Genomic DNA, 13,937 nt, shown 5'->3' on the forward strand with positions numbered 1-13,937 from the left:
GCCATAACAGTATTACACGATCGCCACCTCTTTTATTGAAGCCCTAACCAGTAACTATGGTCAATTCAGCCCGTCGAACTCACGTTAATTTGGAACGATAAATAAAAACAAACATCGAATTCCAAGAAAAAATTTGTTTCTCCAAGAATTAAAGGAGCATTAAGACTGCTTACCCATGCAAATACTAACTCCACAGGTGGAAAATTGCTAATTTCAGCCCTTGCGAAAAATGGTATGGCAGGTTGATTGCGGAGATTTCCTGCCAATTGAATAATAGCTTTACGCTCATCCCAAATCCCACCCAACTGAAGCCCTAGTTCATAGGGCATAAAATTGACAGTAGCACTGCTATCAACTAAACCGCTTACTTCTATGCTGTGATTTTCTCGACTTAAAACTAGGGGAATTCGGGGTAAACTATCAAATTCGTTTTGAGTGGAATTTGTAGTGGAATAATTAAACCGCATCCAGGTTAGTTAATGACTGGAATCCTGTGATTTGAGTGCTTCCATCATGACTGCACCAGCCCCAAAGCTATTATAAGGAGTAGGTAAATCGTAGGTTTTGAAGGCTTCCAATGGAGAAATATCTTCGACTGTATCTAAATCTTCGGCAAGGATGCGAATTAGCTTGAGCTTTTTTGATGGAGAAAGCTTTCGAGCTATGGGAATTAGGTCTGCTAGGGTCATTCTGTCTAAGCCTCCAACAACGCTCATTTACAGCATAAACCCAAAGATTGCTGAAAAATATTAAAATCAACACCATCGTCAGGAGTAGCATTATGCCTTACAGAATGGATCGCCGCGCCTACGCCGAAACCTACGGGCCAACAGTAGGCGATCGCATCCGACTTGCAGATACAGAATTATTTATTGAAGTTGAACAAGATTTCACCACGTACGGCGATGAAGTGAAATTCGGCGGCGGTAAAGTCATCCGAGATGGGATGGGACAATCCCCCATTTCTAACGCCGACGGTACGGTAGATTTAGTTATTACTAATGCCTTAATTCTCGATTGGTGGGGTATTGTCAAAGCGGATATCGGCATTAAAGATGGCAAGATTTTTAAAATTGGTAAAGCCGGAAATCCTTATATTCAAGACAATGTAGATATTATTATTGGCCCCGGAACCGAAGCCTTAGCCGGTGAAGGAATGATTCTCACTGCTGGCGGTATTGATGCCCATATTCATTTTATTTGTCCCCAACAAATTGAAGTGGCGATCGCTTCCGGGATTACCACCATGATCGGCGGTGGTACTGGCCCCGCTACAGGTACAAATGCCACTACCTGCACCCCCGGACCTTGGAATATTTACCGAATGCTGCAAGCCGCTGATGCTTTTCCCGTCAACTTAGGATTTTTGGGTAAAGGGAACGCCAGTCAACCCCAAGGACTTGTAGAACAACTAGATGCAGGTGCAATGGGGTTAAAACTACATGAAGACTGGGGAACCACACCCGCAACAATTGATACTTGTCTCAGCGTTGCTGATGAGTATGATGTCCAAGTAGCGATTCATACTGATACCCTGAACGAAGCCGGATTTGTGGAAGATACGATCGCCGCTTTCAAGAATCGTACCATCCACACCTACCACACCGAAGGCGCAGGCGGTGGACACGCACCAGATATCATCAAAGTTTGCAGCCAAACCAATGTTTTGCCATCTTCCACCAACCCGACACGTCCTTACACCCTCAACACCTTAGACGAACACCTAGATATGTTGATGGTATGTCATCATCTCGATCCAGCGATCGCTGAAGATGTCGCTTTTGCCGAATCTCGCATCCGTCGGGAAACCATTGCTGCGGAAGACATTTTGCACGACTTAGGCGCATTTAGCATGATTTCTTCTGATTCCCAGGCGATGGGAAGGGTCGGCGAAGTGATAATTCGCACCTGGCAGACATCTCACAAAATGAAGGTGCAACAAGGAACTCTTAACCCATTTGGAACAGAGCAAAAAGCAGACAATTTTCGTGCCAAAAGATATGTTGCTAAGTATACAATCAACCCCGCGATCGCTCATGGAATTGCTCAATATGTGGGTTCAGTGGAAGAGGGAAAATTAGCAGATTTATGCTTGTGGCGTCCGGCATTTTTTGGCGTCAAGCCAGAGATAGTGATTAAAGGTGGAATGATTGCATGGGCGCAAATGGGCGATGCTAACGCCAGTATTCCCACACCGCAACCAGTGCATATGCGATCGATGTTTGGTAGTTTTGCTGGGGCGCGTCATGCCACATCATTAACTTTTGTTTCGCAAGCAGCTTTAGAGAAAGAAATTCCCAGCCAGCTAGGTTTACAAAAGTCAGCAGTTGCAGTTTCTGGAACACGCCAATTGAGTAAGCGCGATATGAAGCTGAATGATGCACTACCCCACATTGAAGTAGATCCAGAAACCTATGAAGTCAGGGCTGATGGTGAGTTGCTGATTTGTGAACCTGCGACAGTTTTACCAATGGCACAGAGGTACTTTTTGTTTTAATTCACAATCAATAACACACAAGTTATCCAATTACCCAATACGGTTTGGTTAAGACAACAGACGCGATAAATCGCCGTCTCTACGGTCTAGAATTTTTTCATCAAAAAACCTTAACCAACCCTATTGCACCCTCTCCTATCTTCAATCCCTCTCCTTATTAAGGAGAGGGACAGATTTTGCATAGCAAAATCAGGGTGAGGTATCTCAGGATCTGCGCGATAAATCTTAAATTGGGCTACAACCAACGTTGTTGTTTAGCATAGACAATACTACCAATCACAATTAATGCCATAACTGCGATCGCCGCAGGATAACCCCAAGGTTGCTCTAATTCCGGCATATATTTGAAGTTCATGCCATACAGACCAGCAATGAAGGTGATTGGTAAGAATACTGCCGATAGAATAGTTAGGCGGTTAATTCGTTCACTAGTTTCACTGGCAATATTATCACGTTGAATTTCCATTAATTCTGACATCCAGGCTCTTAGAGATTGATACTCTTGCCAGAGATTATCCACATGATGAATCAATTCTTGATTGAATAATACCTTCACTGGCTCGGAGATCCATTGGAAATCTTCGTAATTCATCATCGCTATAAGAGACTTAATGGTTTGAAAATTACGACGACCAAAACGAGTAGATTGCCTCATGCTAGCAATTTTATAGTAAGTTGATTCATTACCAAAATTTCCTAAAACTTCATCTTCTAAATCATCAAGTTGTCTAGAAATATATTCAAATACAGTATGGTAATTATTTAAAATATCTTTAAAAATGAGATATATAAGATAGTCAATTCCCCACTTTTGAAAGTCTATATTTCGCTTTTGAAGATTGTTAGTTAGTATACTAAATATTTTTACTTCAATTATTTCAAAGGTTATGATAAAGTTACTCCCCAGTAAAATACTCCCACGCGCTACCTCAAACTCGTGATTTTTTATTTGATTAGTTAAAATTTCATAGTTGTCAAATAAACAATCTTCTGTATCTTCATCCATTCCTATAGGGGTATGGTTGAAAATCATGTTCACACGAGATGGATTGAGTTCAAAGTGCTTGATAATTTTCGCCGTTCCAGTGCGGTCGCGAAAATGAACACAGCGCAACCAAATATTCTGAGAACGATCGATCCTTTTGAGTATCGTATCAACATCCCTACTAGTGAATAAATCTAGTTGATTCTCAGAAAAGGTCAGAAGAATTAGCATATAGCAATCCTGATTGAGTCGGTAGAAAAGACGGTGACTCAAAGTAATTGTATAGTTTTATTTCGCGTATTTTACTTATTTAAAACTCTTGCGTTTTTCTCTGCGCCGGTCACTGAGTTTATGGTGAACGCAGTCGAACTGAGTAGCCGAAGTGCTGCGCCTCTGTATGAGATAACAAAAAAGCGCCCTCCAACAATGGGGGGCGCTTTTTTATTTAGCTAGCTTCAGAATTAACCGTTGATAGCAGGAGCAGTCAAAGCTACAGGAGCAACATCACCAGCAGCCAAATCTAAGGGGAAGTTGTGAGCGTTGCGCTCGTGCATTACTTCCATACCCAAGTTAGCGCGGTTGATTACGTCAGCCCAAGTATTGATGACGCGACCTTGAGAATCAATTACTGATTGGTTGAAGTTGAAACCGTTCAGGTTGAAAGCCATTGTGCTTACACCCAAAGCGGTAAACCAGATACCAACTACAGGCCATGCTGCTAAGAAGAAGTGCAGTGAACGGCTGTTGTTGAAGGAAGCATATTGGAAGATTAAACGACCGAAGTAGCCGTGTGCCGCAACGATGTTGTAGGTTTCTTCTTCTTGACCGAACTTGTAACCGTAGTTTTGTGATTCGGTTTCGGTTGTTTCACGAACCAAAGAAGAGGTTACTAGAGAACCGTGCATTGCGGAGAACAAAGAACCGCCGAATACACCAGCCACACCTAACATGTGGAAGGGGTGCATCAAGATGTTATGTTCTGCTTGGAACACGATCATGAAGTTGAAGGTGCCGGAGATACCCAAAGGCATACCATCAGAGAAAGAACCTTGACCGATTGGGTAGATCAAGAATACTGCGGTAGCGGAAGCCAAAGGTGCGCTATAAGCTACACAGATCCAAGGACGCATACCTAAGCGGTAAGAAAGTTCCCACTGACGACCGAGGTAGCAAGCGCAACCGATCAAGAAGTGGAATATTACCAATTGGTAAGGACCGCCGTTGTACAACCACTCATCTAAGGAAGCAGCTTCCCAGATTGGGTAGAAGTGTAAGCCAATCGCATTTGAAGAAGGAACAACTGCACCAGAGATGATGTTGTTTCCGTAGATCAAAGAACCTGCAACTGGTTCGCGGATACCATCGATGTCTACTGGAGGAGCAGCGATGAAAGCGATTGTGAAGCAGACAGTAGCGGCTAACAGGGTAGGAATCATCAATACACCGAACCAACCCACATAGATGCGGTTTTCAGTGCTGGTGATCCACTCGCAAAAGCGATCCCATACGTTAGCGCCAGAGCGCCGTTGTAAGGTTGTGGTCATTGTTTTATGAGTGCTTTATGTTGTTAATAATTTAACAGGTAAATTTTGTTTTGCCTGTTGAAATATAGTCTACATGGATTTATTTGGATGCGACATGTAGCTTCATATTCTGTAACATTATTCTTGAATAAACTCATCGAAGTGTAAAGTTTATCTACTGAAAATAGCAGTAATCAAAAGACCTGCATTCATTGGCTATAAGCCTTTTGAACCGACAATCAACTAGTCTTTTAATCGTGATGAAAATGATGCGTTCGCCTAGTTAATTAGCTTTACACTTCTTTACAAAGAGTCTCAAAACTCTTCAATAAAAAATATTTAGTTACCGCCATTATCTTAAAAATCAAAGTATATGTAGGGCAAGCTACCTTCAGGAGCTAATAACCAAACGGCGTAGAAGCATAACGGCACGAAAACAAGCTTTACAGGCCAGTTGAACTCTAACTTCAACATCCGGTTGAAGCTATAGACTATAGCCATAAGAGAACCTAAAATCGCCAGTACCCAAGCGAGTTGATATTGGCTCATATTTAAAGCTTCCACATATACCTTTTGGGCAAACTGGGCGTCCGCAGGATAACCCCAAAGGTGTCGAGTTACCAAAAAAGAGTCTTGGAGATTGGGTAGGCGGAACCAAATCCAAGAAGTAAAAACCATCAGTTGGGTTAAAAGCCAAGCGACAAATATCCCCAAAGGATTTTGCCAGAAATGTTCTAGTTTTTCAAAGCGATCGCTAATAACATCTGTAAGTCGATGAACCACCAAAGCTAATCCGTGGAATATACCCCAAACAACATAACCTAAAGCAGCTCCGTGCCAGATACCAGCGATTAGCATCACAATAAATAAATTCCAACAGGTGCGAGTCAAACCCTGACGCGAACCACCCAAAGGAAAGTAAACATAGTTACGCAGCCAATCTCCTAAAGTCATGTGCCAGCGCCGCCAAAATTCCGCAATACTAGTACTGAAGTAGGGAAAGTCAAAATTTTCCGGGAGAACCAAACCAAAAAGCAAAGCACTACCACGAGCAATGTCTACATAACCGTTGAAATCTAGATATAACTGCAAACCGTAGGCAAATGTAGCTAACCAAAGATCTGTACTACCTGCTCTCTGGAGATTACCAAAACATAAATCTACAAAAACTCCCAGATGGTCTGCCAAAATACCTTTTTTGACTGCACCTCTAGCAATTAACCACAACGCTTCCGCAACTCTACTGGTAGTGGGTAATTGTAATGTATTGAATTGATTTGCTAAGTTGTGATAGCGCGTAATTGGGCCGGAAATCAGTTTGGCGAAAAATAATTTGTAGGCAGCAAATTTGAGAAACTGATCGGTAGCAGGGGCACCGCGATAGACATCTATTAAATAGGCAATACACTCAAAGGTGAAAAATGAAATCCCCAAGGGTGCAATTAATTTAAAAGAGTTATCTGGGGAGTTTGTTTGCACATGAAAAACAAACTTATAGAAAGGAGTGATATACTTAAAAGCTAATAACAGTAAAAGATTTAAAATTATACCTAACCACAAAACCTTTAGACGACGACGATTCCAATCAGTTTGGACAAATTGCCACTCTTCATTAGAAATTCGCCAGTCCAGAGAATGTTTTCCAGGTGATGTGTTTTTTCCAATCTCTAATCCCAAACGAAAATTAATAAAAGTCAATGCTAATAGCAATGGTATGTACTGGAGATGCAAAGAAGCGTAGAAAACCAAACTAGCAATTAGTAGTGTCCATAGCCGCAATTTTTGTTGTGCTAAAGACCAGTAAATTCCCAGTACACTCAACAAGAAAAGCCCATAGAAAATTGATATAAAGTTCATTTTTTAGTCATTTTTCATTTGTTATTGGGTATGGGACAAAAGAGTGCTGAGTTAGGAGTTTTGTATGTATCCTTGTCCCCTTGTCCCCTTGTCCCCTTGTCCCCTTGTCCCCTTGTCCCCACTCTCCACTTCCCACTCCCTACTTCACTATCCAAGGAATCATCGGGTCATTAGCTAGCTTTTTCGAGACTTCGTATGCGCCAAAACGGTTGAGGTGGCTGGGATCAGAAAAGTAATCATTTACTTTCAGCCACTGTTGGCTTAAATCACGATAAATAAAGTTGGGATTAGTTGCTAAACGCAACATATATTGCTGAAATTGTTGCTCATATTTTCTACGTACTGGATCTAAATATTCTCCTGTCAGAGGCATGTTGACAAACACTAAAGAAATTTTCTGAGATTGGGTAAAATTAAGGACTTGTTGAAAAGCAGCATCTTGTTCTCCTTCTACTTGGAAAGATTTATAGTCGTTGTCATAATTTCCTGGAACTCTAGAATATTTTTGATAATATCTAGCGGGATGGAAACGAACAGACAAAGCGAGGAATCCATCAAAGTCAACTGCTTGCTTGGAAGCATCTTCTTGTGAGCTACCATCTGTTAACTGTTTTTGCGATTCAACTGTCTCATTAGGACTAAGTTTTAGCAGTTGTTTTTGCAGTAAGCTTTTAATTTGGTCGCGGTTTTGATAGCTCGTAGAAACAGATGCTAGACTTTGATTCAACCAATCATTGACAGCTTGATAACCGTTAAGTTCCGGTTTTTCTTCTTTTATCTTTTGTTCTGGGGAATTTTTGTGATTTTCAGGCAAATCACTGCTATTAGGAGTTGTTAAGGTTTTCTGCAATGCTTGTTTATAGCCAGCTGATGAGGCGATCGATTTAAAGGTAATATCCTCGCGTCCACTATTGAAAGCACGGGCACCATCTGCCCAGATAATTATTTTGGGCAGTTCTGATGGTTCTAGAACTTCGCAGATCACGAAGTTGACAACTTGTGCAGTAGCACCATTAATTCCAAAGTTAAACACGTCAAGATTTGGATACCCCTGAGTTGCCAAAGCTTTAGAAAGTTCTGCTGGATCAACTCCTCTGAGGGCACGAGAGGAACCAATTATCAATATATCTGGTGGGCTACCAGTTCTCGCTAAACGTTGTTTATACAAAGCTAGTTGCTCGTCTAGCTGTCTAACATTGAAACTTGGGATTTGCGATCGCGCTGCTAAAAGAATAGCGGTAGCAGTTGCCTTTTCTTTCAGTGGTGCAGCTGCTAAATTTCCATTCTGGGTTTCATCAGTTTGGGTGAATTCAGAAGCATTAAATACAGAATTTTGATTTGACGAAGATTTTCTTTTGGAAGTAGTAGCAAATAATGTCGTTTTTTGACTCTGATTTTTACCAGAAATCAATGAGACTTTTTGCCCAGAAGATGATGCAGGGGAGACGCTGGCGACTGTTGGCGAATTCGGTGTATTTCGGGCAATAATTTGACCTAATACCCAATCACTTTGCAGGGTAAGTAATAAGCCCAGTGTTCCCCAAACTAAAGCAATCTTCATTCCTTGAGGATCGGAGTTTCCCTCGGCTGGCTGTTGGGTTTCGCTAAATAGCTGAGTTGCCAATAGGAATTTTTTGGCTGTTGTATTCGCCGTTACTAGCCAATTCCGTGCTATTTCGGTAACAAAAGTTTGAACTTCTTCTGTGGTTAAGTCTGGGCGTAAAATTGGTTCGCTAGTTTCAGAAGTAACCAAATCGTTAATGTATTGAGAAGTAGCAGCAAACTCTGGGGTCGCTTCTGGTACTAAACGCTGGCGAGAGCCTAAATCAATGCCATGATGCCAAAAAGGCTCCTTGTTGCCAGCACGGCGTCCATAGACACGTACACCTTTAATACCGGGAATTTTTAACTGGCGGATAAACTGCGTAACTTTGTTGGCTACTTGTGTCCGTGCTGGACAAACAGGTGCATCACACATGATATGCAATAAATCACCTTTGTTTAGGAGAAGTACGCGGATTCCACCTGTGAGCAAACGCCAATCGAGATCGGGATTAAGTAAGCGCTCTAGGAGAAAAACGATCGCTGGTTCATCGCCACTATTTGCTAAATCCAGCGCTGATGTCGCAAAAACAGGATATTTTTTCGCAGGTAAATCTAGCCAATCAATCCAAGTTGGATCGTTATCACCTGCTTTTTGTCCGTAGATAGTGGCGGCGAGAATGCCTTGGGGAGCGATCGCTTCTAACTGAGGTAAAATTGCCTCCAAGCACACTGTCTTATCTGGTACTGGGGCTGTGCCTAAGGCATCAAAAGCTGGCGTACAAAAAATATGTAGCGTTGATTCTTTGAGAGAAGCTTGAACAGCAACTTTTAACCCTGACAATACCTCAGTTAGTAATCTGGCGATCGCTTGCACATCGCCCCAACGCGCCCATTCTTTCAGCATTACCTCTGGCGGTGTCAAATCCACCCGCAGCAGCCAATCAGGCGCAGTTTCACCGCTTACCTGGGAAACAATCACTGCATCTTGGTAGCCAGAAAGCTTCAGATAACGCAACTTTTGGGCTATTGGTTCAGCCAGCAACGATGGATCGGGACTATAGCTGGACTGGCAAAATATCCACAGACGATTTTCTTCAGGTTGAGAATTTTTTGGCTTATGTAGCTTAATCTTTGCCTGTACTGACACACCCAACATACTTAGAGTTTCGCTGAGATAGCGAGCAATGGCATCTGGGTTTCCTTGCCGTGCCAAACTTTCATTAGAGACAATCAGCGCTCCACCCGGTTGTTTTGAGTTTTCCGAGTCTGCTAGCAAAGCTTGTTCTACTTGCTCTAGATGCTTTTCTATTTGATTCAAGTAAACTCGATGGCACCATTTGGGGCGCTGTTCGCCTTTTCTTCGACCATAGACAAATACTTGGTATATTGAGGGTTGTTCGTTGTTTGTGAGGTGATCCAAATCTGTTTGCTGTAGTGCTTGCAACAAATCAGACAGAGTACGCCAACGCTCCGGACATTCTGTCCCCTCACAAAGAATATGAAGGTCATTTCCCCGTAACCGGACTTTCACCCCGAAAGTGTTAATCCCTGTTGCTTGGCTTACCCATTGCACTAAGGATTGCTGGCGATCTAGTAATACTGTTTTCATGGGAAATTAACTTTACAGTCAACGATTATTGGGGAATAGTGCCTGCACTTGTAAACTAGAACCATAGGTCTATCACAGTTTGACGTTTTTTTTTAACAATTTTGTTACCTTTGAAGCTTGTAAAATCGGCAAAGATAGTCTTATACGGTTGCAAGTCAGACGAATGTTGAGTTTTGCGTTTATTTTACTCAGAGGTAGTCAGAATTCAGAAGTAGAGACGCGATTAATCGCATCTGTACAGGAGTCAAAATAATTTTATGTGACTAGCTGATAAATGTCTTCTCAAGCCATAAATCGTGTCTCACTGTGCTAACGCTCCTTGTAGGCAAAACAAATAACAAATCTTATCCAATTTAAACTCCATCTCTTTATATGTGAAGTCATCTTGACTTCTGAACTCCTGTACAAACACGATTAATCGGATCTCTTCTGAATTTTGACTCCTTTTGACTCATCTTTCCACAACCAAAGAATTAGCAATGTCAACACCCAACCAACAGCCCTCAGATAACCCCCCATCCAATTTGGATTTTTTTAGCATTCCCCAATCGTTCCTTTTGCAAATAGGTACAGCGTCTATAGTACTGCTGCTGATTACAGAAAAAGCTACAGTAAAAGCATTAGAAGCTATAGGGGAAGCAAGTGAAGAATTATTTCGAGGCAATCGCTTACCCATTCTTGACTTCCCAGACGATAACGAAACTAAACAAACTTAGAAAATATACGTCGAACATTTATTTGCTCAGGAAAAACATCGTGAGCATTTAGTGAAAACCCCAGAAGTGTAAACAGTAATTGGCTTTACAAGAATCGAGAATATGAGTTCCCTTTTATACTCTTCGTCTCAAACTGCGGATATATACCCGGTGTCGGAATTATTTTTGCGTCATCGTCTACAGGTAGTGGAGGAATTGTGGGAGTCAGTTCTGAGGCAAGAATGCGGACAAAACATGGTAGATTTGTTGCGGGAGTTGCGCGATCTGTGTTCGCCAGAAGGACAAGCAACAAATGACCAAGCCTCCTCAGCTGTCAAATTGATTGAACAACTGAATATCAACGAAGCAATCCGCGCAGCTCGTGCTTTCGCTCTATATTTTCAGTTGATTAACATCATAGAGCAGGAATACGAACAACGGCAGCAATTGAGTCGCTATGAAGCAGAAACGGAGTCAATAGAGCCGGAAACGCCACCAAATGTCAATTATTCGTCCAATCAAAGAGAAGACGACGCGCCTGTTAATCGGGGACTAGTAGCAGACTTGCTGACAAAGAATTATGTCCAAAAAGGGCAAGTCAAGCTAAAAGGTACTTTTGCCGCTTTATTTCCCTATTTATTTAAGCTGAATGTCCCACCCCAGCAAATTCAACGTTTGATAGCGCAGTTGGATGTCCGCTTAGTCTTCACCGCGCATCCAACAGAAATTGTGCGTCATACTATCCGCGATAAGCAGCGACAGGTGGTAGAACTGCTGCAAAAACTTGACGCCTTGGAAAATGGCTCTGGTAGCACCGGAGTAGGACATCCTTGGGAAGCAGTAGATATCCGCGAACAATTGCTCGAAGAAATTCGCTTGTGGTGGCGTACAGACGAACTCCACCAATTCAAACCCACGGTGTTGGATGAAGTAGATTATGCTCTACACTACTTCCAAGAAGTGTTATTTGATGGTATTCCCCAACTCTACAAACGTTTCAAATACACACTATCTGAGACTTTTCCTTGGCTAGAGCCGCCGAGTAAGAATTTTTGCTCATTTGGCTCTTGGGTGGGTTCAGATAGAGATGGTAATCCATCGGTTACACCCGAAATTACCTGGCAAACAGCTTGTTATCAGCGCAAAATGGTGCTAGGAAAATATATTCAGTCCGTGAAACACCTGATTGAATTATTGAGTGTATCGATGCACTGGAGTGATGTTTTACCAGACTTGCTTGAATCTCTGGAATTGGATCAGTCTCAGTTGAGTGAGGTATACGACGCACTGGCGCTGCGTTATCGCCAAGAACCCTATCGATTGAAACTGGCTTATGTCTTGAAACGACTAGAAAATACCCGCGATCGCAATTTAGCTTTATACAATCGGGAAACGCCAAAAAATCAAGATAGTCCCATGTATCGTTCGGGAGACGATTTTTTAGCAGAATTGCGGATGATTCAGCGGAACTTGAGCGAAACAGGTTTAAGCTGTCGAGAACTAGAAAATCTGATTTGTCAGGTAGAAATTTTTGGCTTTAACTTGACACAGCTAGATATTCGTCAAGAATCATCCCGCCACGCCGATACACTCAATGAAATTCTCGAATACCTGCAAGTACTACCCCAACCTTACAACGAACTTTCCGAGTCAGAAAGAGTAGCTTGGCTAACTGGAGAACTGCAAACTCGCCGGCCACTAATTCCTGCAGAATTGCCCTTTTCTGAAAAAACCAACGATGTGATTGAAACATTTCGCGTCGTGCGATCGCTACAACAAGAATTTGGCATCAACATCTGTAAAACTTACATTATCAGCATGTGCCGCGAAGTCAGCGACGTGCTAGAAGTCTTGCTATTAGCCAAAGAAGCCAGACTTTTTGACCCCGCCATTGCTGTCGGAAATATTCAAGTTGTCCCCCTATTTGAGACAGTAGAAGATTTGCAACGCTCTAGAAGCGTGATGCGACAACTATTTGAACTCCCCTTATATCGCGCTTTGTTAGCAGGTGGCTACGAACAGAAAAAAGCAGAGGATGCTGATGAAAATTCATTCTCCCCTACTCCCGCTACCTCACCTTCCCCCCTTACCCCTAACCTGCAAGAAGTAATGCTGGGGTATTCTGACAGCAACAAAGATTCTGGTTTTTTAAGTAGCAACTGGGAAATTCATAAAGCCCAAAAATCGCTGCAACAAATAGCAGAAGGATATGGCGTGGATTTGCGGATTTTCCACGGACGCGGCGGTTCTGTGGGACGAGGAGGTGGCCCAGCTTACGAAGCGATTTTGGCTCAACCAGGTCACAGCATCAATGGAAGAATTAAGATTACCGAACAAGGGGAAGTTTTGGCTTCCAAATATTCCTTGTTGGACTTGGCTTTGTATCACATGGAAACCATCACTACTGCTGTGATTCAAGCTAGTCTGCTGCGAACGGGGTTTGATGATATTGAACCCTGGAATGAAATTATGGAAGAATTAGCAGCGCGATCGCGTCAACATTATCGTGCCTTAATTTACGAACAGCCTGATTTTGTAGACTTTTTTCACCAAGTAACCCCAATTGAAGAAATTAGTCAACTGCAAATTAGTTCTCGTCCAGCGCGGCGTCCATCTGGTAAGAAAGATTTAAGCAGTCTTCGAGCTATTCCTTGGGTATTTAGCTGGACACAAACCCGCTTTTTGCTACCTTCTTGGTACGGTGTTGGCACTGCTTTGCAAGAATTCTTGAATGAAGAACCAGAAGAACACTTAAAATTGCTGCGCTATTTTTATATCAAGTGGCCTTTCTTCAAAATGGTGATTTCCAAAGCAGAAATGACCTTGGCAAAAGTAGATATGCAAATGGCACAGCACTACGTTCAAGAATTGTCAAAACCAGAAGATAAAGAGCGCTTTGCTAAAGTTTTTGACCAAATTGCTAGTGAATTCTATCTAACAAGAGATTTGGTCTTAAAAATCACCGATCACACGCGATTGTTAGATGGCGATCCTGTATTGCAACGATCTGTACAGTTACGCAATGGCACAATTGTACCCTTAGGATTTATCCAAGTTTCCCTACTCAAACGCCTACGCCAGTCCTTGAATACAAATGCTACTTCTGGAGTAATCCATTCCCGTTACAGCAAAGGCGAATTATTGCGAGGGGCATTGTTAACCATTAATGGTATTGCTGCCGGTATGAGAAATACTGGTTAATTGGGAATGGAAAATAGGGGAATGG

9 protein-coding genes are annotated in these 13,937 nt (G+C 42.3%); 3 read left to right on the top strand and 6 right to left on the bottom strand.

All coding sequences use genetic code 11. The features are described 5' to 3' along the window. Positions 1–65: 65 nt before the first annotated feature. Both ACFG4S_RS22660 and ACFG4S_RS22665 read right to left on the bottom strand, forming a co-directional pair. Positions 66–467 carry a hypothetical protein gene (locus tag ACFG4S_RS22660; RefSeq protein ID WP_392531241.1) on the bottom strand — a complete coding sequence of 134 codons (402 nt, stop codon included), beginning with the start codon at positions 465–467 and terminating at the stop codon, positions 66–68. Positions 468–476: 9 nt separating this feature from the next. Then, positions 477–716, bottom strand: a complete 240-nt coding sequence (locus ACFG4S_RS22665) for a hypothetical protein (RefSeq protein WP_392531242.1) — start codon at positions 714–716, stop codon at positions 477–479. A 65-nt stretch (positions 717–781) separates the two neighbouring features. On the opposite strand from ACFG4S_RS22665, the gene ureC reads away from it, so the two are divergent. Then, positions 782–2,497 carry an urease subunit alpha gene (gene ureC, locus ACFG4S_RS22670; RefSeq protein WP_392531243.1) on the top strand — a complete coding sequence of 572 codons (1,716 nt, stop codon included), beginning with the start codon at positions 782–784 and terminating at the stop codon, positions 2,495–2,497. A gap of 235 nt (positions 2,498–2,732) precedes the next feature. On the opposite strand, the gene ACFG4S_RS22675 is transcribed toward ureC, so the two are convergent. The 4 genes from ACFG4S_RS22675 to ACFG4S_RS22690 all read right to left on the bottom strand — a co-directional run bounded on the left by ACFG4S_RS22675 (position 2,733) and on the right by ACFG4S_RS22690 (position 10,016). Continuing rightward, positions 2,733–3,713, bottom strand: coding sequence for a magnesium transporter CorA family protein (locus ACFG4S_RS22675; protein WP_392531244.1), 981 nt, complete (start codon positions 3,711–3,713; stop codon positions 2,733–2,735). A gap of 230 nt (positions 3,714–3,943) precedes the next feature. Beyond that, on the bottom strand, positions 3,944–5,026 hold the full coding sequence (psbA, locus tag ACFG4S_RS22680) for a photosystem II q(b) protein (protein ID WP_392531245.1): 1,083 nt from the start codon (positions 5,024–5,026) through the stop codon (positions 3,944–3,946). 336 nt (positions 5,027–5,362) lie between these two features. Further along, the gene (locus ACFG4S_RS22685; RefSeq protein ID WP_392531246.1) at positions 5,363–6,862 is read right to left on the bottom strand and encodes an MBOAT family O-acyltransferase; all 1,500 of its coding nucleotides are present in this window, start codon (positions 6,860–6,862) and stop codon (positions 5,363–5,365) included. A 139-nt stretch (positions 6,863–7,001) separates the two neighbouring features. Then, a complete protein-coding gene (locus ACFG4S_RS22690; RefSeq protein ID WP_392531247.1) occupies positions 7,002–10,016 on the bottom strand; it encodes a D-alanyl-lipoteichoic acid biosynthesis protein DltD in 3,015 nt (1,004 codons plus the stop codon). A 479-nt stretch (positions 10,017–10,495) separates the two neighbouring features. Between ACFG4S_RS22690 and ACFG4S_RS22695 the strand changes: the two genes are divergently transcribed. Then, on the top strand, positions 10,496–10,732 hold the full coding sequence (locus tag ACFG4S_RS22695; protein WP_392531248.1) for a hypothetical protein: 237 nt from the start codon (positions 10,496–10,498) through the stop codon (positions 10,730–10,732). Positions 10,733–10,834: 102 nt separating this feature from the next. Further along, complete coding sequence (gene ppc / locus ACFG4S_RS22700) at positions 10,835–13,912, top strand: phosphoenolpyruvate carboxylase (RefSeq protein ID WP_392531249.1); 3,078 nt, start codon at positions 10,835–10,837, stop codon at positions 13,910–13,912. Positions 13,913–13,937: the final 25 nt, after the last annotated feature.

This window comes from Nostoc sp. C117 (genome assembly GCF_043099735.1).
In the GTDB taxonomy this organism is placed as follows: domain Bacteria; phylum Cyanobacteriota; class Cyanobacteriia; order Cyanobacteriales; family Nostocaceae; genus Nostoc.